The 21,423-nt window shown below is 72.1% G+C and carries 17 protein-coding genes; 7 read left to right on the top strand and 10 right to left on the bottom strand.

Annotated features, from left to right (window positions below; genetic code table 11):
* Positions 1-623: 623 nt before the first annotated feature.
* Entirely contained in the window at positions 624-2,570 is a 1,947-nt protein-coding gene (locus HJC40_RS16060) for a penicillin-binding transpeptidase domain-containing protein (RefSeq protein ID WP_250001882.1), read from the bottom strand.
* A gap of 208 nt (positions 2,571-2,778) precedes the next feature.
* Here HJC40_RS16060 and HJC40_RS16055 point away from each other — a divergent pair, with 208 nt between their 5' ends.
* Together HJC40_RS16055 and HJC40_RS16050 are read left to right on the top strand one after the other, a co-directional pair.
* Complete coding sequence (locus tag HJC40_RS16055; RefSeq protein ID WP_250001881.1) at positions 2,779-7,710, top strand: NAD-glutamate dehydrogenase; 4,932 nt, start codon at positions 2,779-2,781, stop codon at positions 7,708-7,710.
* Positions 7,711-7,929: 219 nt separating this feature from the next.
* Complete coding sequence (locus HJC40_RS16050) at positions 7,930-8,646, top strand: VOC family protein (protein WP_250001880.1); 717 nt, start codon at positions 7,930-7,932, stop codon at positions 8,644-8,646.
* A 217-nt stretch (positions 8,647-8,863) separates the two neighbouring features.
* Here the strand turns inward: HJC40_RS16050 and HJC40_RS45270 are convergent, their stop codons facing one another.
* On the bottom strand, positions 8,864-8,989 hold the full coding sequence (locus tag HJC40_RS45270) for a hypothetical protein (protein WP_284043198.1): 126 nt from the start codon (positions 8,987-8,989) through the stop codon (positions 8,864-8,866).
* A gap of 192 nt (positions 8,990-9,181) precedes the next feature.
* Here HJC40_RS45270 and HJC40_RS16045 point away from each other — a divergent pair, with 192 nt between their 5' ends.
* Positions 9,182-11,350, top strand: coding sequence for a cation-translocating P-type ATPase (locus HJC40_RS16045; protein WP_250001879.1), 2,169 nt, complete (start codon positions 9,182-9,184; stop codon positions 11,348-11,350).
* Between the two features lie 417 nt (positions 11,351-11,767).
* Here HJC40_RS16045 and HJC40_RS16040 read toward each other — a convergent pair whose 3' ends face one another.
* The 4 genes from HJC40_RS16040 to HJC40_RS16025 form a co-directional block, all read right to left on the bottom strand.
* Positions 11,768-12,514: a TetR/AcrR family transcriptional regulator gene (locus HJC40_RS16040; RefSeq protein ID WP_374271912.1), complete on the bottom strand. Its 747-nt coding sequence runs from the start codon at positions 12,512-12,514 to the stop codon at positions 11,768-11,770.
* Entirely contained in the window at positions 12,495-12,983 is a 489-nt protein-coding gene (locus HJC40_RS16035) for a thiol-disulfide oxidoreductase DCC family protein (RefSeq protein WP_250001878.1), read from the bottom strand. Before HJC40_RS16035 ends, HJC40_RS16040 begins: the two co-directional genes overlap by 20 nt.
* Positions 12,980-13,402: a hypothetical protein gene (locus HJC40_RS16030; RefSeq protein WP_250001877.1), complete on the bottom strand. Its 423-nt coding sequence runs from the start codon at positions 13,400-13,402 to the stop codon at positions 12,980-12,982. Before HJC40_RS16030 ends, HJC40_RS16035 begins: the two co-directional genes overlap by 4 nt.
* A 246-nt stretch (positions 13,403-13,648) precedes the next feature.
* Entirely contained in the window at positions 13,649-15,085 is a 1,437-nt protein-coding gene (locus tag HJC40_RS16025; protein ID WP_250001876.1) for a glycoside hydrolase family 3 N-terminal domain-containing protein, read from the bottom strand.
* A gap of 128 nt (positions 15,086-15,213) precedes the next feature.
* On the opposite strand from HJC40_RS16025, the gene HJC40_RS16020 reads away from it, so the two are divergent.
* From HJC40_RS16020 to HJC40_RS16010, 3 genes are all read left to right on the top strand, one after another.
* Positions 15,214-16,404, top strand: coding sequence for an ROK family transcriptional regulator (locus HJC40_RS16020; RefSeq protein WP_250001875.1), 1,191 nt, complete (start codon positions 15,214-15,216; stop codon positions 16,402-16,404).
* 142 nt (positions 16,405-16,546) lie between these two features.
* Positions 16,547-17,344 (top strand): ABC transporter ATP-binding protein, encoded by a 798-nt coding sequence (locus HJC40_RS16015; protein ID WP_374271909.1) that lies wholly within the window; start codon positions 16,547-16,549, stop codon positions 17,342-17,344.
* Positions 17,345-17,348: 4 nt separating this feature from the next.
* Positions 17,349-18,242, top strand: a complete 894-nt coding sequence (locus tag HJC40_RS16010; RefSeq protein ID WP_250001874.1) for a ribokinase — start codon at positions 17,349-17,351, stop codon at positions 18,240-18,242.
* Between the two features lie 21 nt (positions 18,243-18,263).
* On the opposite strand, the gene HJC40_RS16005 is transcribed toward HJC40_RS16010, so the two are convergent.
* From HJC40_RS16005 to HJC40_RS15990, 4 genes are all read right to left on the bottom strand, one after another.
* Positions 18,264-19,151, bottom strand: coding sequence for a methyl-accepting chemotaxis protein (locus tag HJC40_RS16005; protein ID WP_250001873.1), 888 nt, complete (start codon positions 19,149-19,151; stop codon positions 18,264-18,266).
* Positions 19,151-19,684: a PAS domain-containing protein gene (locus HJC40_RS16000; protein ID WP_250001872.1), complete on the bottom strand. Its 534-nt coding sequence runs from the start codon at positions 19,682-19,684 to the stop codon at positions 19,151-19,153. The genes HJC40_RS16005 and HJC40_RS16000 overlap by 1 nt, the downstream gene beginning before the upstream one ends.
* A gap of 62 nt (positions 19,685-19,746) precedes the next feature.
* Entirely contained in the window at positions 19,747-20,100 is a 354-nt protein-coding gene (locus HJC40_RS15995; RefSeq protein WP_250001871.1) for a hypothetical protein, read from the bottom strand.
* 10 nt (positions 20,101-20,110) lie between these two features.
* A complete protein-coding gene (locus HJC40_RS15990; RefSeq protein ID WP_250001870.1) occupies positions 20,111-20,572 on the bottom strand; it encodes a DUF6232 family protein in 462 nt (153 codons plus the stop codon).
* Positions 20,573-20,628: 56 nt separating this feature from the next.
* Between HJC40_RS15990 and HJC40_RS15985 the strand changes: the two genes are divergently transcribed.
* Positions 20,629-21,402, top strand: coding sequence for an enoyl-CoA hydratase/isomerase family protein (locus HJC40_RS15985; protein WP_250001869.1), 774 nt, complete (start codon positions 20,629-20,631; stop codon positions 21,400-21,402).
* Positions 21,403-21,423: the final 21 nt, after the last annotated feature.

Here is a 21,423-nt window from a genome sequence, read left to right as displayed (position 1 = left end):
TTCCGGCGGCGCAGAGGGCTCCGTTTCCGACGGCGCAGAGGGCTCAGCCTCCGACGGCGCGGCGCTCGACGAGGAGCGCTTCGCCGAGGAGAGGGAGCGGCAACATCGACGTGCCGCGGCCGCGGACGACAGCGTCTCGCTGGCCGCCGCCGGCATGTCGGACGGTCTGCCCGGGGCACCCGACGAGGTCGCGATCCCCGCCACCACGCTCCTCGGCGTCGAGGAGGGGGACGAGGTCCCCGCTCAGGATGCCGGCTTCCCCCGTGCCGACCCGGATCCCGGGCCGGCCGACGACGATGCCGCTTGGTTCGATGCCGGCTCCCCGCAGGCCGACGAGAACGGGCAATTCCGGGGGACGGACGAAGAGGCCGAGGGCGACGAGGCGACCGACGACTGGGCCGACGAGCCGGCCGGGTCCGACCCGGACGACCACGACCTCGGCCGGCGCGTGCCGCGCCCGCTCGGCCAGGCGCCGCTGCTCGACTCCGAGCCCCTGCCCGCCACCCGGCCGGGGATGTTGCGTCCCCGGTCGGCCGAGGAGCGGGAGAGCTTCTCGTTGCCCGTGCAGCGCCCGGCCTTCGAGCTCGGCTCCGGGGAGCCGGCCGACATCGCCTGAGGGCCGGTCAGCCCTTGGCCAGGTTGCGCAGGAAGCGTTCGACCACGGGGACCGCGGCCTCCGAGCCCGCGCCGCCCTTCTGCACCATGACCGCGAAGGCCACGTCGCCCTGGTAGCCGATGAACCAGGAGTGGGTGTCCTCGGTGGCCTCGCTGAACTCCGCCGTTCCGGTCTTGCCGTGGACGGCGCCGCCGGGGACGTCGTTCAGCGCCGTGGCCGTGCCCGCGGTGACCACCTCGCGCATCATCTTGCGCAGGGCGGTCACGGCGGCCGGGTCGAGCTTGGCGCCGTCGGCGGCCGGCGCCGCGGGCGCGGGGTCGGCCACCAGACGGGGCTGCTTGAACTGGCCGCGGGCGAGGGCGGCGGTCGCGCTGGCCATGGCGAGCGGGCTGACGGCGGTGGCGCCCTGGCCGAACGTCGCCGCGGCGAGCTCGGTCGGGGTGTCGGCGGGCGACAGCTTGCCGCTGAACGCCTCGACGCCCAGATCCCACTTACCGCCCAGGCCGACGGCCTCGGTGGCCGCTCGCAGGCCGTCGGCGCCGAGCTTGCCCGACAGCCCGACGAACGCGGTGTTGCACGACTTGGCGAAGTCGATGTGGAACGGCACCGTCCCGAGTGCCTCGTCGTGGCTGTTCTTGAACTGCCGGCCGGCCACCGTGGCCGTCTTGGGGCAGGCCACCGGGGTGTCCGGGGTCGCCACCTTCTTCTGCAGGATCCCGTACGCCGAGACCGCCTTGAACGTCGAGCCGGGCGCGACCTTGCCGGTGAGGGCGGTGTTGACCGTGGCGCCGTCGGGCCCGTTGGCCACGGCCAGCACCGACGAGTCGCTGACCTTGACGGCGACCAGCGAGGTGGGCTGCTTCTCACCGGCCAGGGCCTGGTCGGCCGCGAGCTGGGTCGGCACGTCGAGAGTGGTCTTGACCGGTTTGCCGGCAACCGGGGCGGTCTTGAAGAGCTCGCGGGCCGGCGCGCCGTCGGTCTCGGTGGTGCCCGTTTCGGTGCCGGTGGCGACGACGACCGAGACGCCGGGCGTGCCGCGCAGCGCGGCGTCGTACTTCTGCTGGAGGCCGCCGTGCCCGACGGTGTCGCCCTGGGTGAGGGTCTGCGGGCTCTTCTCGATGTCCTCGGCCGTCGCCTCGTCGACCGTGCCGAGCAGCGCCCGGGCGAAGACGCGGGTGGGCGCGAGCGGACGCTCCTGCTTGTCGAAGACGGTGCCTTCGAGCGCGCGGAGGCCCGTACGGATCTTGTTGTAGTCAGGCTCGCGCAGCGTGATCAGGTCGACGAAGTCGGTGGGGTCGGCGTTCTTGAGCCGGTCGGCCAGGTCGGCCGTGTCGACCGTGACGCCGATCTTCTTGAACTCGGCGGCCAGGCCGGCGCGCAGCTTGGCCAGGTCGGTGACCCGCTGCGGCTCGACGCCGATGGTGATCACGGTGCGCGGCGTGACGATCGGCTTCCCGGCGGCGTCGAGGATGCTCGCCCGGTCTCCGGACAGCCGGCGTACGCCCAGCTTGTCGCCACTCTCGAGGTCGCTGTGCAGGACCGTCGGCTCCCAGATGACCCGCCATCCGTCGGCGTTCCGCTTGGTCAGCCGCACGGTGCTCTGATTCGACCATTTGACGTCGCCGGGCAGCGTCCAGTCGAGCTTGACGGTGCTGGTCGCGTCGTCGCCGGTGGTCTTGGGCTCACCCTCGGCGGTGACAGTGAGCGGCTGTTTGGCCAGGTCGCCCGAGACGGTCTTGATCTGGGTGAGCACGTCGGGGGCGGCGATCTTGCCACCATCGGCGCCGACGAATCCGACCTTGCTCAGGTCGCCCCCGCGCCACCCGGCCAGGAAGTCGTCGAGCGTGCCGTCGGGGCCGTCCCCCGAACATCCCGCCAGAACGCCTGTCATCAGGGCCAACGCGGCGGCTGCGGCCGTCGCGCGGCGCACGGACCGGTACGGACCGCGGTGCATGGGAACCTCTTTCGCCGGGTAACGGGCGGAACCTAGGTGACGGTAGTGAACGAATGCCCGTTCCGCCGACCCGGGCTCGCGATTCAGGTCGAACGACCGTCCGGGGCCGGCCGTCGGTACCGCGCCTGTCCTGGCCCCCCGCGGGGTTCTAGTCTGTCCTCGACACGTTCGAACCCACAATGTCGTGGGTGAGGGGAGCGCCTGAGCCATGGCTGTCGCCGATGAGGCAGCGACCGAATCCGATGCCGACCACGACCTCATAGCCGGACCGGGCCTGGCCCTGACCGGCCGTCTCGGCGCCAGCGCCGAGGAGGGCGAGCTAGACGAGACGCTCCCGAACGGGGAGCGGCTGGTCGCCCAGGCCGTGGAGGTGGCCGGTGACGACCACTCCACCGCCTCGCTGGTCGGGCGTTTCTGGCGGTTCGCGCCGGACGAGGAGCTGGTCGGTCTCACCCCGCAGGAGATGTACGACGCCGCGATCGGTCACCGTGAGCTGGCCGCGACGCGCCTGCCGGGAGAGCTGAAGCTCGCGATCACTCCGCCGACCGGGTCGGAGTGCCACACCATCCTGCAGATCGTCACCGACGACATGCCGTTCCTGGTCGACTCGGTGATCGCCCTGCTCGCCGCCCATCAGCAGCAGGTCCACCTGCTGGTGCACCCGCTGATCGTGGTGCGCCGCGAGCCGCTGGGCGCGCTGGCCGAGCTCGCCGCCGACGTCGAGCCCGACGACGCGATCGACGGCGATCTGGTGGAGAGCTGGATCCGCATCGAGATCGACCCGATCCGCAACGGCGACGCCCGCGAGCAGCTGCTCAACGAGGTGCGCCGGGTGCTGACCGATGTGCGGGACGCGGTCGAGGACTGGCACCGCATGCGGCAGCGCGCGCTGGTGATCGCCGACGAACTGGCCGCGCACCGCGGCTCCGAGCGCCGGCTGCCGGTGCCCGACAAGGACGTCACCGACTCGATCGAGCTGCTCAAGTGGCTCGCGCACGACCACTTCACGTTCCTCGGCTATCGGGAGTACCGCCTGGACGGCGACGTGCTGACCGGTGTTCCCGGGACGGGTCTGGGCATCCTGCGCGGCGACAGCACCCCGCGCAAGCTGTCCACGATGACCGACGAGGCGTTCCGGCGCGCCCTCGAGAAGCGCCTGCTGGTGATCACCAAGGCCAACTCGCGGGCCACCGTGCACCGCTCGGCCTATCTCGACTACATCGGCGTCAAGGTCTTCGACGACGCGGGCGAGGTGATCGGCGAGCGCCGGTTCCTGGGCCTGTTCAGCTCGTCGGCCTACCGCACCAGCGTGCGCGAGCTGCCGGTGGTCAAGCGCAAGGTCCGTGAGGTGCTCGACCGTTCCGGGCTGTCGCCGCGCGGCCACTCCGGCAAGGACCTGTTGCAGATCCTCGAGACGTACCCGCGCGACGAGCTGTTCCAGATCAAGACCGATGACCTGTACGAGGCGGTGATCGGTGTCCTGCGGATGGCCGGTCGCCGGCAGCTGCGGCTGTTCCTGCGCCGCGACGGCTACGGCCGGTTCATCTCGTGCCTGATCTACCTGCCGCGCGACCGGTTCACGACCGGCAACCGGCTGCGCATGCAGGAGATCCTGCTGCGCGAGCTGAACGGGGTCGGCGTCGACTACACGACCCGGGTGACCGAGCGGATGCTGGCGCGGGTGCACTTCATCGTGCGCACCGACCCGGCCGACCCGCCGGGCCAGGTCGATCCCAACGCGCTGGCCGAGATGCTGGCCGACGCCACCCGCATGTGGGACGACGACTTCTCGCTCGTGCTCGAGCGCAAGCTGGGCGAGGAGACAGCGCGCGAGCTGTTCGCCCGGTACGCGACGGCCTACCCCGAGAGCTACAAGGACGGCCACACCCCGTACGAGGGCATGCAGGACCTGTCGAAGCTGGAGCTCCTCGAGGAGGAGGGGCAGCTCGAGATGCACCTCTACCGCAAGCGCCGGCTCGGGCGCACCGGGGAGCGCGAGCCCGACGACCACGACGTCCGGTTCAAGGTCTACCGGTACGGCGAGCCGATGGTGCTCTCGGCGGTGCTGCCGGTGCTGCACTCGCTGGGCGTGCAGGTGGTCGACGAGCGGCCGTACGAGATCCGCCGCAGCGACGGCCGGATCTACCTTTACGACTTCGGGCTGCGACCGCCGGAATCGCACCATGAGCTGGCCGAGGTGCGGCCGCAGGTGGAGAACGCCTTCGCGGCGGCCTGGCGGGGCGAGGCCGAGGTGGACGGGTTCAACGAGCTCGTCCTGCGGGCCGGCCTCACCTGGCGTCAGGTGGTCGTGCTCCGGGCGTACGCGAAATATCAGCGTCAGGCCGGCTCGGTGTTCTCGCAGCGCTATCTCGAGTCGACCTTCATCGCCTATCCGGAGATCGCGCGCCTGCTCGTCCGGCTGTTCGAGACCCGCTTCTCCCCGGGGCTCGAGGCCGGTGAGGCCGAGCGCGCCCGGACAGCGACCGACCTGGTCGGGCGGATCACCGCGCTGCTCGACGACGTGGAGAGCCTCGACCAGGACAGGATCCTGCGCTCCTACCTCACGCTGATCCAGGCCACCCTGCGCACCAGCTTCTTCCAGCGCGGAGCGGACGGGCGCCCCAAGTCGTACGTGGCCTTCAAGCTCGACCCGCAGGCCATCCCCGACCTGCCGCAGCCGAGGCCGAAATACGAGATCTTCGTGTACTCGCCTCGTTTCGAGGGCGTGCACCTGCGGTTCGGCGCGGTGGCCCGCGGCGGTCTGCGCTGGTCCGACCGGCGCGAGGACTTCCGCACCGAGGTGCTGGGTCTGGTCAAGGCCCAGGAGGTCAAGAACGCGGTGATCGTGCCGGTGGGCGCGAAGGGCGGCTTCGTGCTCAAGCAGAAGCCGGGCGACCGTGACGAGGCGGTGGAGTGCTACAAGCGCTTCATCACGGCGCTGCTGGACGTCACCGACAACATCCTCGGCGGCAAGATCGTGCCGCCGCCGGACGTCGTGCGCCACGACGGCGACGACCCCTACCTGGTGGTCGCGGCCGACAAGGGCACGGCGACGTTCAGCGACATCGCCAACGAGATCTCGGTGGCCAAGGACTTCTGGCTGGGTGACGCGTTCGCCAGCGGCGGCTCGGCCGGCTACGACCACAAGAAGATGGGCATCACCGCGCGCGGTGCCTGGGAGTCGGTCAAGAAGCACTTCCGCGATCTGGGCGTCGACACCCAGTCGGAAGAGTTCACCGTGGTCGGGGTGGGCGACATGTCCGGCGACGTGTTCGGCAACGGCATGCTGCTCAGCGAGCACATCCGGCTGGTGGCCGCGTTCGACCACCGGCACATCTTCCTCGACCCGGCGCCGGACGCGGCCACCTCGTACGCCGAGCGCCGCCGGCTGTTCGAGCTGCCGCGGTCGTCGTGGGACGACTACGACCGGTCGCTGATCAGCCCCGGCGGCGGGATCCATCCCCGTACGGCGAAATCGATCCCGGTGTCGCCCGAGGTGCGCGCCGCGCTCGACCTGGGCGAGGCGACCAGCGTCAGCCCGGTGGAGCTGATGCGGGCGATCCTCGGCGCGCCGGTCGACCTGCTGTTCAACGGCGGCATCGGCACCTATGTGAAGGCGGCCACCGAGACCCACGCCGAGGTCGGCGACAAGGCCAACGACGCGATCCGGGTCAACGGCCAGGACCTTCGCGTACGGGTGGTCGGCGAGGGCGGCAACCTGGGCCTCACCCAGCGCGGGCGGATCGAGTTCGCCCGGGCCGGCGGGCGCGTGTTCACCGACTTCATCGACAACTCGGCCGGTGTGGACTGCTCCGATCACGAGGTCAACATCAAGATCCTGCTCGGCGGCGCGGTGGCCGACGGCGAGATGACCCGGCCCGAGCGCGACGAGCTGCTCGCCACGATGACCGACGAGGTGGCCGCGCTCGTCCTGCGCGACAACTACGAGCAGGCCACGGCGCTGGGCAGTGCCCGGGCCCAGGCCCACTCGCTGCTGCCGGTGCACCGGCGGATGCTCGACGAGCTGGAGCACAGTGGTCGGCTCAACCGCGAGCTGGAGGCGCTGCCGACCGACGCCGAGCTGGCCGCCCGCTACGAGGCGGGCGACGGGCTCACCGCTCCCGAGTTCGCGGTCCTGCTCGCGTACGCCAAGATCAGTCTCGAGCGGGAGGTGCTGGCCGACGAGATCGTGGACGAGGCCTGGACCAACGAGGTGCTGTCCCGCTATTTCCCGACCCCGCTGCGGGAACGGTACGCGGGCCGCATGACCGGCCACCGGCTGCGCCGCGAGATCATCACCACCGCACTGGTCAACGAGGTGGTCAACCGCGGCGGCACGTCCTTCGTCTACCGGGCGATGGAGGAGAGCGGCGCGTCGGCGGCCGACGTGATCCGGGCGTTCACCGTGGTCCGCGAGGCCTACGGGCTGGCCGACATCTGGGCCGCGGCCGAATCCCTCGACAACCAGGTGCCGACCGACGCCCAGACGCTGGTCCTGCTGGAGTCGCGGCGCCTGCTCGACCGGGCGGTGCGCTGGCTGGTCAGCACCCGCCGGTCGCCGATCGACGTGGCCGGCGAGATCGGCAAGCTGCGCGCGGGCGTGCAGTCGTTGCTGCCCCAGCTGCCGTCGGTGCTGCTGGGCCTGGAGCGGCGGTCGATGGACGAGCACATCGCGACCCTGGTCGACAAGGGCGTGCCGATGGAGCTGGCCGAGCGGGTGACGTGGTGCAACTACGGCTTCGGGCTGCTCGACATCCTGGAGACCGGGGCGCTCACCGGCCGGTCCCCGCTCGAGGTGGCGAACGTCTACTTCGCCCTCTCGGAGCGCTTCCACATCGACCAGCTGCTGTCGCACATCTCCCGCCTGCCTCGCGGCGACCGCTGGCAGACGCTGGCCCGCATGGCGCTGCGCTACGACCTGTACGCCGCGCTGGCCGCCCTCACCGGCGAGGTGCTCCAGTCGACCCCGTCGGACGCCTCGGCCGACGAACGCGTCTCGGAGTGGGAACGGGTGAACGCCGCCTCGATCGCCCGGGCCGCCAACGCGATGGGCGACGTGGCCGACACCCCGGCCGAGCTGGCCGCCCTGTCGGTCCTGCTCCGCCAGATCCGTACGTTGGTGAAGACCTCGGCCGCCTGACGAGCGAGGGGACGGTCCGCCCGGCGCGGACCGTCCCCTTCTCGTCGGTCACCGTCAGGCGATCTGGCGGAGGTCGTTGCCGTAATCGAAGACCGGCATGGGCCGTCGCGTAATCGGGCTGCGCGCCGACGGCGGTGGCGTCGGCTGATCGGTTGGGGCCGAGCGATGATCGGCTATTTCCATGGGCGATGGACCGTGCGTGACGCCTAGGAAGGAGCCATGACCAACGAGGTGACCGTTCCCCTGCTGCCCTGCGCGTCGATCGACGACATCGAGGACTTCTATCGGGTTCTCGGCTTCAGCACCACGTACAAGCAGCGCAGACCCAACCCCTGTGTGGGCCTGCGACGGGAAGACCTGAACCTGCAGTTCTTTGAGATCGCCGGGTTCGACCCGGAGCAGTCCTACGGCTCCTGTCTCGTGATCACCCCGGACATCGCCGGACTGCACGGGGCTTTCGCTGCCGGCATGCGGGCCGCGTACGGCAAGGTCCTGGTGTCCGGCATGCCGCGGATGACCCGGCCCAGGGCGCGGAAGAACGCCGACGGGGTGGGCGGGTTCAGCGTGATCGACCCGGGCGGCAACTGGATCCGCGTCTTTCAGGCAACCACGACACCCGCGCCGGCGCCCGCACCCGCCGGACGTCTCGCCAAAGCGCAGGCCAACGCCGTCGTGCTGGCCGACTCCAAGGGTGACATCGGCCAGGCGGCCCGCATTCTCGACAGCGCGTTGGCCCGCCCGCAGGCCGACGATGACCCGGTCGCGCACGTAGAGGTGCTCGTCTACCGCGCGGAGCTGGCGCTGGCGCTCGACGACCGGGAAACGGCAGCGGAGATGCTGGCCCGGGTCGAGCACGTCGCGCTGAACGCGGACGAGACCGGAAGGGCGGCGCCGACCTTCGAGATCGCGGCCGACCTCACGGCCGCGCTGCGCTGAGTGCGGGGTGCAGGGGAGAGCCCGAGCCGGCCGCGCTCGCTCGCGGGCGGCCGCTCCCGGTCAGGGAAGGCCGACGGTGGTCCCGGTACCGGCGATGAGGACGCGGATGCCGTAGTCGAGGGCCTCGTCCGGCTTGCGGTAGCCGTCGCTCACGCGCAAGGCGGCGAGCAGGGTCGGGAGCCCGGCCAGAGCCGCCAGCTCGGCGTCACCTGGACCTCTACTCGGCGGCGGTGCTCTGCGAGCCTCCGATCGTGCTCGGGCCGCCGCTGGGCGGGGCCGGCATGACGCGCGCCCGCCAGGCGATCGCGGCCGATCGGCCCGGTACGGCGTTCGCCATCTTCATGCGCGAGATCGCGGCATTGCGGTCGCCGACAGGGCCACGTCGCCGAGCGCGCCGCGCCGGCCCTGGTCACCGAGGCGATCTCCGTCTTTGTGCTGGCCCATCCCACTCGGAGCCGTGCCTGAATCACTCCCGCGCTGCCGTCCGGCCGACCGCGTCCGGGACGGGTACCCCCGAGGGGTATAGGGTAGGGGCATGGAACGCGTGATTGAGCTGGAGATCGGTGGGATGACGTGCGCGGCGTGCGCCAATCGCATCGAGAAGAAGCTGAACCGGATCGACGGGGTGACCGCGACGGTCAACTACGCGACCGAGAAAGCTCGGGCCACCGTGCCGGCCAGGCTCGGCCCCGCCGACCTGATCGCCGTGGTCGAGAAGACGGGATACACCGCGGCCGAGCCCCGGCCCGAGCCTGAGGAGACCCCGGCCGCGCCGGTGCGGGACGCGCTCCGGGACCGGCTGCTGATCTCGGCGGTGCTGAGCGTGCCGGTCGTCGTGCTGGCGATGGTTCCGGCCTGGCAGTTCGACTATTGGCAGTGGCTGTCGCTGACGCTCGCCGCGCCGGTCGTGGTCTATGGCGGGTGGCCGTTTCACCGGTCGGCGTTCGTCAACCTGCGGCACGGCGCGGCGACCATGGACACGCTCGTGTCGATGGGCACGCTGGCGGCGTTCGGCTGGTCGCTGTGGGCGCTCTTCATCGGCGACGCGGGCATGCCCGGCATGACACACCCGTTCTCGCTCACCGCCCGCGAGGGTGACGCCATCTACCTCGAGGCCGCCGCCGGCGTCACGACGTTCCTGCTGGCCGGGCGCTATCTGGAGGCGCGGGCCAAGCGCCACGCCGGAGACGCCCTGCGGGCCCTCCTCTCGCTGGGCGCCAAGAACGTCACCGTCGTCGAGAACGGCGCCGAGCGGGTCATTCCCGCTGCCGACCTGACGCCGGGTGCGCTTTTCCTCGTACGCCCGGGGGAGAAGGTCGCCACGGACGGGGTGGTCGAGGAGGGGGCCTCGGCTCTCGACGTCAGCCTGCTGACCGGTGAGTCGGTGCCGGTGGAGGTGAGGCCGGGCGATCCCGTGACCGGCGCGACGATCAACGCGGGCGGACGGCTCCTCGTGCGGGCCACCAGGGTCGGCGCCGACACGCAGCTGGCGCAGATGGCCCGGCTGGTCGAGGAGGCTCAGAACGGCAAGGCGGCGGTGCAGCGCCTGGCCGACCGGGTGTCGGGCGTCTTCGTGCCGGTCGTGATCGCCCTGGCCCTGGGAACGCTCGGCTACTGGCTCGGCACCGGCCAGGGCGCGACGGCCGCCTTCACCGCCGCGGTGGCTGTGCTGATCATCGCCTGCCCGTGTGCGCTGGGCCTGGCCACGCCGACCGCGCTGCTGGTCGGCACCGGGCGGGGCGCCCAGCTGGGCATCCTGATCCGCGGGGTCGAGGCGCTGGAGTCCACCCGCAAGGTCGACACGATCGTGCTGGACAAGACGGGCACGGTGACCACCGGCCGGATGTCGGTGTCGTCGGTCGTGCCGGCCGATCCGTCGGTGTCCGAGGCGGAGGTGCTGCGGCTGGCCGGGGCGGTCGAGGCCGCGTCCGAGCATCCGATCGGCCGGGCCATCGCCGACGCCGCGCGGAACTCGCTCGCCGGACCGGACCGGGTGGCACTGCCGCCGGTCTCCGATTTTCAGGCCACGGCCGGAGTAGGCGTTCGCGGAACGGTCGAGGGGCGCCGCATCACGGTGGCCGCGGGGGCCCCGGCCGGCGCGGACGACGCGGCCACCTGGGTCGAGGTCACCGCGGACGGCGTCGTGCTGGGCCGGCTGGCCCTGGCCGACTCGGTGCGGCCGACCAGTGCGGCCGCGGTGGCGGCCCTGCGCCGGCTCGGGCTCACGCCGCTGCTGGTCACCGGCGACTCGCCGGCGGTGGCCGCGCACGTGGCCGCCGAGGTCGGCATCACCGAGGTGCAGGCGGGCGTGCTGCCGGCGGGCAAGGTCGACGTCGTCAAGCAGTTGCAGGCCCGGGGCCGGTCGGTGGCCATGGTCGGGGACGGGGTCAACGACGCGGCGGCGCTGGCCCAGGCCGATCTCGGGCTGGCGATGGGCGCGGGCACCGACGTCGCCATCCAGGCCTCGGACCTCACGCTCGTCCGGGGAGATCTGACCGCGGCGGTGGACGCCGTCCGGTTGTCCCGGCGCACGCTCGGGATCATCCGCGGGAATCTGTTCTGGGCTTTCGCGTACAACGTCGCGGGCCTGCCCCTGGCGGCCGCCGGCCTGCTCAACCCGATGATCGCCGGGGCGGCGATGGCCTGCAGCTCGGTCTTCGTCGTGCTGAACAGCCTGCGGCTGCGGACGTTCCGAGCCGCCTGAGATTCCGCACGGCCGGTCTGATCGACTGGGTCCGCCGTGGTTGGCAGCGCGGTTCAGCGCCGCCGGCCGCGCGGTCCGACGTCGCCGACGGTGTGCGCTGCGTGGTCTGGCGGCCGCCGACAGCGTGAGCCGGGTCGCGGCGGATCGCTCCCGAAATCCACTGCCGCGCCCGGCTCACTGTCTGCGTCGCGAGGACTCGAACTGGTCCCGAAGCCCGAGTCGGTTCGCGACGTCCCCAGACCCACCTGCGGACATGACGCTACGTGCCGGCAGGCGGACGGTGGAAGATTCCCGTACACGAAATAGCCGTTCGGTCACCACGAAACGGGCGACAGATCCGGCTTTTCCCGACACTGAGGGATAAAGACCGGTGGACGACTACTCACCGTTAAGCTGACCATGCACTACGGATGGTGATCAGTCGTCCTTGCGAACCGTCTCGATGAGCGCGAGCACCTGACGCAGAGCGGGCCGCAGCACCCGCAGCCGCGAGAGCGACACCAGCCGGTCGATCAGCGGAACGGCGCCGTCGATCAGCCGCCGCGTGCGCCGCTGCCCGGGCGACTTGTCGTACACCCAGAAGAGGACCACGCCCATCCACCCCAGCCACAGCAGCTCGGGCAGCTCCTTGCGCAGCTCGGGGTCGAGCTTCGCGGTCGACCCGTCCACGACCTCGCGGAAGATCGCGATGGCGGCCTCCCGGGCCGGCGCCGACTCCCGCGAGAACGGGCTGAGCGGCGACGTCGGCTCGGCCGCCGTCTTGAAGAACGTCGCGGCGAACGAGTGGTACGGCGCGTTGACGTCGATGCCCGCGTGCAGAACCCCGCGCAGCCGGGGCGCCAGCTCCTTCTCGGTGGCCAGGATCGGCCCGGCCGCGGCGTGGTGGGCCGCCTGGTTGCGGTCGTAGAACCCCTGGATCAGGTGTTCCTTGGAGTCGAAGTAGTAGTACGCGTTGCCGACCGCGACGCCCGCCTCCTTGGCGATGACCCGCATGGTCGTCTCGGCGTACCCCCGCTCGCGGAACAGCCGCAGAGCGGTCTCGAGGATCAGCTGCCGCGTCTGCTCGCCCCTCGCTCGCCGCGGTTTCGCCGTGCCCGCCTCGGTGCCCGCCTCGGTGGGGGCGTCCGGCTGCGGCTCGGCGGGTTCAGCGGCAGCGGTCGTCACACCCGTCACCGTAGTACCCCGCCTCCGTCGCGCCCGTTTCCAGCCCGTCCCGGTCGGGGCCGGCGGATCTCGTACGGTTCCGGACCGCCGACGCCGCCGCGATGAACCGCCGGGCCGTCGGCAGCAGGGCAGGTGAACTGATCCGCTCGGCCATCCCGCGGTAGTCCGCGAGCGCCCACAGACAGGCCACCCAGGCGCCGTCGCCGACGTAGACCGACCCGTCGTCCCCGATCACCGTCACGTCCCGCAGCGTCGCCTGGTGGTCGAGCCCGGGAAACCGCCCGCGTGCCTGCTCGGACCCGGAAGGCACGAACTCCAGGGGTACGAGTTGAGCGCGCCCCTCCAGCCAGCGGCGCGCCGCCCGGCAGATCGGGCACCCGGCGTCGTACAGGACGGTGAACCGCTCGATGCGCTCACCCGTGCGGGCCCGGCCGCCCCCTCGTCCGGCCGGGCCCGCTGCCTCGGTCATGCCCGCGCCGGCGGCGGCTGCTGCGGGTGGAACGGCAGGCGGCCCGCCGGGGGCAGCGGCGGCGCGACCTGCTGCTGGCGCAGACGTCCCCGCCGGTAGCGCCCGAGGAAGAACACGTTGAGGAAGTGCAGGACCCCGAGGACCAGCAGCACCAGCCCGACCTTGCTCGACAGCGTCTCCAGCGCCTGGCTGGTGTCGGTGATGGTCTGGCCGGAGCGCATGGTGACCGTCACGTAGCCGAGATTCAGCAGGTAGAAGCCCATCACGAGCAGTTGGTTGATCGCCCGGGCCAGCCTCTCGTCGGCGAAGACGTCGGCCAGGAAGACGAGCCCGTTGCGGGACAGCGTGGTCGCCACCCAGACGGTGAGCCCCACGCTGACCAGCAGATAGACGAGGTACATCCACACCTTCGGGTCCATCGGACCGCCTTTCTCGAACATGTTCAACTTTGCCGCCTCAGCGTACGGCGGTTAGTTGAACATGTTCAAGAGGTGTGACGTGGTGATCAGTTCGAAGATCGTTTCGGGGTGGTGTGGCCTCCGCCGCCTCCCCCGCCCACTCAAAGGGCGGGTCGATGACGCTACGGGTTCTCAGCGCACCGCCCGGCCGTCGTCCACAGGGGGCGACGGCCGGGCGGCGATGTTGTCCACAGGCGTTGGCGTCGCCTACGAGCCGGTCAGGCCGAGCGCCTCGGCGGCGGCCCGCCCGTTCGCCGCGCTCGCCCCGTGCGTCGTCACGAAGGCCCGCACCCGGGCCGGCCGCCACGCCGACGGCCACCCCATCTCGACCACTCCGACCGCGTGCCCGGCCGCGAGCTCCTCGACGAGCGCCCGGCTGGCCTCCTTGCGATGGGTGTGCCGCCCCACGACCACGATGGGCCGCGCCCCCGCCCGCGCCGCCAACTCCGACGCCGAAGCCGTGTCGGCCACCACCTCGACCTGTTCGATCCCGTCCAGGTGGGGGGCCAGGCCCCACGGCACGCGGCCCTCGGCGATGGAGTATCCGGACACCAGCTGTACGACCAGCGGCGCGCCGAGCTCGGTCAGCGACCCCTCCACCCGGACGGCCCGGCGGGCAGCGGCCAGGCCCAGGCCGTCGTCATGGCTGAGGACCGCGCGGTGCTTCGCCGTCCAGTTCGCCAGCTCGGCCGTACGGGAGACCGCCTCTTCCAGCCGTGCCCCGGGGACGCCGGCCGTGATCTCGGCCGCGACCGCTTCGACCAGGGCGGCGTCGACCTGCGCGCCGATGCACAGCAGGTCGGCCCCGGCGGTGAGGGCGCGCACCGCGGCCTGCGGGATGCCACCGGCCGAGGCGGCGGCGCCGGCCATCTCCAGCGCGTCGGTGATGATCGCGCCGCGGAAGCCGAGCTGGTCGCGCAGCAGGCCGTTCAGCGCGGCCGAACTGAAGGTGGCCGGGTCGTCGCCGGTCAGGGCGGGCACCCGGATGTGGGCCGACATGACCGCCTGGGCCGTGGCGGCCACCGCGGCGAAGGGTGGCAGGTCGCGGGTGCGCAGCACGTCGAGCGGGACGTCGACGGTGGGCAGTGACAGGTGCGAGTCGCTGACCGTCGCGCCGTGGCCGGGGAAGTGCTTGGCGCAGGCGGCGACGCCGGCCGACTGCAGGCCCTCGACGGCGGCCAGGGCGTGCCGGGCCACCAGCCGCGGGTCGGCGCCGAAGGACCGCGTGCCGATGACCGGGTTGTCGTCGGCCGTGTTGACGTCGACCGTGGGGGCGAGGTCGAGGTTGATGCCGGCGGCGACCAGGTCGGCGGCGATCGCGGCGTACACCGCGCGGGTGAGTTCTTCGTCGTCGACCGCGCCGAGGGCCGCGTTCCCCGGGTACGGGCTACCCGTGCGATGACCCAGCCGGGTGACGTCCCCGCCCTCCTCGTCGATCGCGATCAGCGCGTCCGGGCGGCCCTCGCGCAGCTGGGCGGTGAGCCGGGCGACCTGCGCCGCGTCGGTGACGTTCGTGCCGAACAGCGTGTGACCGGCCAGGCCCTCGTCCAGCAGGCTGACCGCCCAGTCCGGCGCGGAGCCGCCGGGAAAGGCGGCCAGCAGGGTGCCGAGTGCGAGACGGCGGAGTCCGGGGTCGATCGCCATGGTGTCCTTCCGGTGACGTAAGTCTGGTCTGCACACCGTGCGAGCTGCCATGATCGCTCGGTGCCGGTCCCGATGACGGGCGCCGCCAACTTAATAGGAAACAATCCTAAATACTAGGGGAACCTGCCATGGCCTCCACCCGCCTTCCGGGCACACCCCGGCTGCTGCGCGCGCTCAACGACCGCGCGGCGCTGGAACTGCTGCTCAGCCGCGGTCCGCTGACCCGGGCCCAGCTCGGCGAGATGACCGGGTTGAGCAAGGTCACCGCATCCCAGCTGGTGGAGCGTCTCGAGCAGCGCGGCCTCGTGCGGCGGGTCGGTGAGCAGGCGGGCGGCCGTGGCCCCAATGCCCAGTTGTACGCCGTGACGCCCGGCAGCGCCCACGTCATCGGGGTCGACGTCGGCCCCGATCGGGTGGTCGCGGCCTGCGCCGACATCACCGGTTCGATCATCGGCCGGGTCGAGCAGTCGACCAAGGACACCGACGACCCGGTCGGCGTGGTGCACAACGCCGTGGTCCAGGCCGCGACCGACGCCGGCACCGACATGTCGTCCGTACGCCGGGTCGTGCTCGGCACGCCCGGCCTGGTCGACCCCGAGACCGGCGAGATCTCGTTCGCCTGGGACCTGCCCCGCTGGCACCGCGGGCTCCTCGACGACCTGCGCCGCGACCTGCACACCCCGGTGGTCTTCGGCAACGACGTCAACATGGCCGCCGTGGCCGAGTCGAGCTCCGGGGCCGCCGCCGGCGTCAGCGACTTCGTCCTCATCTGGATCGGCCGCGGCGTCGGCCTGGCCAGCGTCATCGACGGCCGCCTGCATCAGGGCCACTCGGGCGCGGCCGGTGAGATCGGTTACCTGCCGGTGGCCGGGGCCGAGGTGCCGCGGCACACCGGGCGCAAGGCGACCAAGGGGGGCGTGCGGGGCGCGTTCCAGAGCATCGCGGGCGCCGACGCGGTCAAGGCGATCGGCAAGAAATACGGCTTCCGCGGCGCCGAGGCGGCCGACGTGGTGCGCGCGGCGGTCGAAGCCGGACCGGCCGGTGAGCCGGTGCTCGACGAGCTGGCCGACCGGCTGGCCCTCGGGGTGGCCGCCACCTGTGTGATCCTCGACCCGCCGCTGGTCGTGCTGGCCGGCGAGGTGTCCCAGGCCGGTGGGGCGGCGCTGGCCGCGCGGGTCGAGAACGAGGTGGCCGCGATCACCCTGGTCAATCCCAAGGTCGTGATCACCGGAGTGGAGGCCGAGCCGGTGCTGCACGGCGCCCTGCACACCGCGCTCGGCGCCGTCCGGGACGAGGTGTTCGGCTCCACCACCGGCTGAGACCGGCGACGCGCTGAGGGCCGACCACCGGCTGAGACCGGTGACGGCTGCGTGGTTGGATGGAAGTGTGCGAGAGCCTGCCGTGACTCAGCCCGTAGTTACTCAGCCCGTCGTGACTCAGCCTGCCATGATCCAGCCTGCCATGATCCAGCCCGATGACGACACCGTGATCGCCTTCGACAAGGTCAGCGTGATCCGGGGCGGAAGCCATCTGGTGCGCGGCCTGTCCTGGCAGGTCGAGTTGGACGAACGCTGGGTGATCCTGGGCCCGAACGGCGCCGGCAAGACCACGCTGCTCAACCTCGCCTCGGGCCGGCTGCACCCGTCCCGCGGCACGGCGTGGGTGCTCGGTGAGCGCCTCGGGCGGACCGACGTCAACGAGCTGCGCACCCGCATCGGTCTCGCCACCGGCCAGTTCGCCGAGCGGGTGCCGCCGGGGGAGCGCGTGCTCGACGTCGTGGTCACCGCCGCCTGGTCGGTGGTGGGGCGCTGGCGCGAGTCGTACGACCCGCAGGACGAGGCGCGCGCCCGGCAGCTGCTCGATCAGCTCGGCATGGGCCTGCTGGCCGAGCGCGACTTCGGCACCCTGAGCGAGGGCGAGCGCAAACGCACCCTGATCGCCCGCGCGCTGATGACCGATCCCGAGCTCATGTTGCTCGACGAGCCCGGCGCCGGGCTCGACCTCGGTGGCCGGGAAGACCTGATCGCCCGGCTGACCGAGCTCGCCCTCGACCCCGACTCGCCGGCCATGGTGCTGGTCACCCATCACGTCGAGGAGATCCCGCCCGGCTTCACCCACGGCCTGCTGCTGCGGGAGGGCACGATCGTGGCGGCCGGTCTGCTCGGCGAGGTGATGACCGCGGACAACCTTTCCAAGACGTTCGGGCTACCGCTGATCGTCGACCGGTTCGGCGACCGCTACGCGGCCCGGGCGGCCTGACGCCATGGCACCGAACATCGTGGTGGCCGGCAGCGCCAACATGGACCTGGTCGGGCTCGCTCCGCGCCTGCCCCGGCCGGGCGAGACGGTGCTCGGCGACGACTTCGTGATGATGGCCGGGGGCAAGGGCGCCAACCAGGCGATCGCCGCGTCTCGCGCCGGCGGCCGGACGGTCTTCCTCGGCGCGATCGGTTCCGACGCCTTCGGGGTCAACCTGAACGCCCGCCTCAACGGCGCCGGCGTCGACATGCAGCACGTCCGCACCACTTACGGCCCGTCCGGCGTCGCGGTGATCATGGTGGACCGCGAGGGGGAGAACTCGATCCTGGTCGCGCCCGGGGCCAACAACACGTTCGTCGGCCTGACCGAGGCCGAGCAGGCCGCGATCGCCGCCGGCGACGTGCTCCTCTGCCAGCAGGAGATCCCGGTCGAGACGGTGGTGGCGGCGGCCCGCGCGGCCCGGGCCGGGGGCACCCGCATGATCCTCAACGCGGCGCCCGCCCGCGAGCTGCCCGACGAGTTGCTGGCCGACATCGACCTGCTGGTGGTGAACGAGGTCGAAGCGCTCATGGTGGCCGGCGGCGAGACGATCGACGTGCCCAAGCTCCTCAGCCTTGTGCCGCGCGTGGTGCTGACGCTCGGTGGCAGCGGCTCGCGCTACGCCGACCGGGAGGGGCGGGACGAGACTGTGCCCGCCTTCCACGTCGAGGTCACCGACACGACGGCGGCCGGGGACGCGTTCACCGGGGCGCTCGCCGTGGCCTGGGGTGAGGGCCGCGACCTGGTCGAGGCGGTGCGCTGGGCCAATGCGGCCGGCGCGGCCTGCGTACGCCGGGTCGGCGCCTCCAACGCGCTGCCCACCCGCGACGAGATCGACGAGGTCTTCCGCGCCGGCTGACCGGGCCACCGCAGAGCTGCCTCAGGCCTGCCGGGCCGTGCTCACGAAGCGGTTGACCTCGGAGCGCAGCACCTCGGCCAGCTGGGACAGCCCGGCCATGCCGTGCGCGCTGCCCCCGTCGACGGCGGCGGCGATGCCGTTCACCAGCCCGCTCATCTCCCGGATGCTGGTGGTCACCGTCTCCAGCACGGCCACCGCGTCGGCGGCGACCTCCTGCACGGTGTTCACCTGACCCATGATCTCGTCGCTGGACGCGCTCGTCTCGGCGGCCAGGGTCTTCACCTCACCCGCGACCACGCTGAAGCCGCGCCCGGCCTCCCCGGCCCGGGCCGCTTCGATGGTGGCGTTCAGCGCGAGCAGGCGGGTCTGCTTGGCCACCTGGTTGATCAGATCGACCGCCGTACGGATCTGGTCGGACGCGGTCCGCAACGAGGTCACCGTGGCCAGGCCCCGCTCGGCCTCGGTGACCGCCTCACGCGCGAAGTCGGCCAGGCTGTTGGTGGACGCGCCCATCTCGGTGGCCGCCGTGGCGACCTGCTCCGAGACGGTCAGCACGGCCGACTCCAGCTCGTCGGCCAGGGCAACGCGGGCCTGGGCCGCCTCGGCCACCCGGGCCGCGGTCCGGCTCATGGCCACGATCGAGGCGGAGATCTGCTCGGCCGCCGACCGGAACGCCCCGGACAGGCCGCGGGTCAGGATGCGCCGGTGGAAGCGGCCCTCGGCGGCGGCGGCGGAGGCCGCGCCGGCCTCGCGGACGAAGGCGTCGCTGATGTCGAGCAGGTTGTTGAGCGCGATCCGGGCCGCCACGGCCTCGGCCGAGTCCCCGATGGACGGCAGACGGGCCTCGAGATCGCCGGCCGCGGCCCGGCGGCAGACCTCGGTGATGGCGATCAGTACGGTGTCGGCCATCAGCGGGCTCCGCTGGTCAGGTCCCAGATGAACTCGTCGTAGGTGCGACCGCCCAGCTCGGCCTGCAGCGCCCGCCAGCCCGCCTCGACGGCGGCCGGCTTGGACGCCTGCTGCTGCTCGGCCGAGCGGATGCGGTCGTAGAGCCGGCTGACCTGAGCCACCACGGCGGGCTCGGGCAGCCGCCGGTTGGAGTGATAGCCGACCAGCTTGCCGTCGGCCGAGAACGACGGCGTCACGTGCGCGAAGACCCAGTAGTGGGCGCCGTCCGAGGCCATGTTCACGACGTACGCGAAGATCTCCTCGCGCCGCCCCAGGGTGTCCCAGAGCAACTTGAACACGGCGCGAGGCATGTCCGGGTGCCGGATGATGTTGTGCGGCTGCCCGATCGCCTCGTCCTCGGTGAGCGCCGAGGTCCGGAGGAAGACCTCGTTGGCGTACGTGAGGACACCGCGCGGATCGGTCTTGGTCACGATGATCTCGTCCGCGCCGAAGGTTCGCTCGACGCCGGTGGGACGCTGCGTGGTCGTTCGCATGGTAGGTCGATCGTCACCGACGACCGGGCGCCGGCGGGGCCGATTCGGCGAAAGTCCGACGATCAGCGGGCGACGCGGCGGGCCCACAGCACGAGCGGCACCTGCAGCGGCAGCCGTCCGAAGGCGATCGCCCGCCGGGCCGGCGAAGCGTTCCGCCAGTCCACGGCCATCTGGACGTTGGCCGGGAAGACGCCGACGAACAGCCCGGCCGCGGCCAGGGCGCCGGCGCGACGCGTCCTGGGGTGGGCGACCGCGGCGGCGACGGCCAGCTCGGCCACACCGCTCAGATAGGTCCAGGTGCGGCGGCGGCCGGGCAGCGAGCGCGGCACGATCGCGTCGAACGGGCGGGGTGCGGCGAAATGCAGCACTCCCATGCCGGCGAGCATCCCGGCCAGAGCGGCGGCGTCCTTCTTCATCGGTCGGAGCCTACCGGCGGGTGGCCGGTTCGAGCGCGCGCTGCAGGGCGCGGTAGATGCGGCCGAAGCGGGCCGCGTCCGGCGTGCTCAGCAGGAGCAGGTCGCCGGTCGGCGTCCGGGCCCAGATCTCGCGCACCCGGCTGCCCCGGTCGTAGGAACGGTCGACCCGCTCGAGCAGCACGTCGGCCAGCGGCGCGACGCCCAGGCCGACGAGCACGCCCCCACCGATCAGGGCGATCGTGGTGGCGGTCGAGGCGTCGATGACCAGCGCGATGACGACCGCCAGCAGGCCGACCGCGACGGGGGTGAGGATGGCCAGGCCGACCGCGCCGCGCCCGGCGATCGTGCCCCAGGACCGCCGGCCACGCGTGTGCCACACCTGGAGCAGATCGTCCAGGCGCAACTCGCGGCCGCCGATCCGGACGCCGGTCGAGGTGATCGAGACGTCGGGGTCCCGGTAGTACGTGGTCATCGTCTCTGTTTCTACCCGTCGTAGGCTGACCTGAACCAACACTCAGGGAGGCGTGCGTGGGCGAGTTCGTGACGCTGGAGACCACCGACGGCATCGGCACGATCCGGCTGGATCGGCCCCCGATGAACGCCCTCAACACCCAGCTGCAGGAGGAACTGCGGGCGGCCGCGCAGGCCGCCACCGCCGACGAGCAGGTCAAGGCCGTCGTCGTGTACGGCGGGGAGAAGGTCTTCGCGGCCGGTGCCGACATCACCGAGTTCACCGAGGTCGGCTATCCGGAGATGGCGGTCCGGGCGGCCGCGCTCTCGAGCGCGTTCGACGCCGTGGCGCGCATCCCCAAGCCGGTCGTCGCCGCCATCACCGGGTACGCCCTGGGTGGTGGCTGCGAACTGGCGCTGGCCTGTGACTGGCGGGTGGTCGCCGACGACGCCAAGCTGGGCCAGCCCGAGATCAAACTGGGCATCATCCCCGGCGCGGGCGGCACCCAGCGGCTCGCGCGGCTGATCGGCCCGGCCCGGGCCAAGGACCTGATCTTCTCGGGCCGCATGGTCGATGCCGAGGAGGCGCTGCGGATCGGGCTGGCCGACCGGGTCGCTCCCGCGGCCGAGGTCTACCGGACGGCCGTGGCGCTCGTTCACCCGTACGTGTCCGGGCCTTCGCTGGCTCTGCGGGCCGCGAAGCTGGCGGTCGACGGCGGCCTGAACACCGACCTGGCCTCCGGTCTGGCCCTGGAGTCGCAGCTCTTCGCCGGCCTGTTCGCCACGGCCGACCGGGTCGAGGGCACCACGGCGTTTGTGGAGAAGCGTAAGCCCACATTTACTGGGCGTTAGCCCTCGACCACATCGACCACG

The organism is Actinoplanes sp. M2I2 (assembly GCF_023544445.1).
Lineage (GTDB): Bacteria > Actinomycetota > Actinomycetes > Mycobacteriales > Micromonosporaceae > Actinoplanes.
Note: the sequence above shows the minus strand (reverse complement) of the source record. Positions and strands in the feature narration are given on the sequence as shown.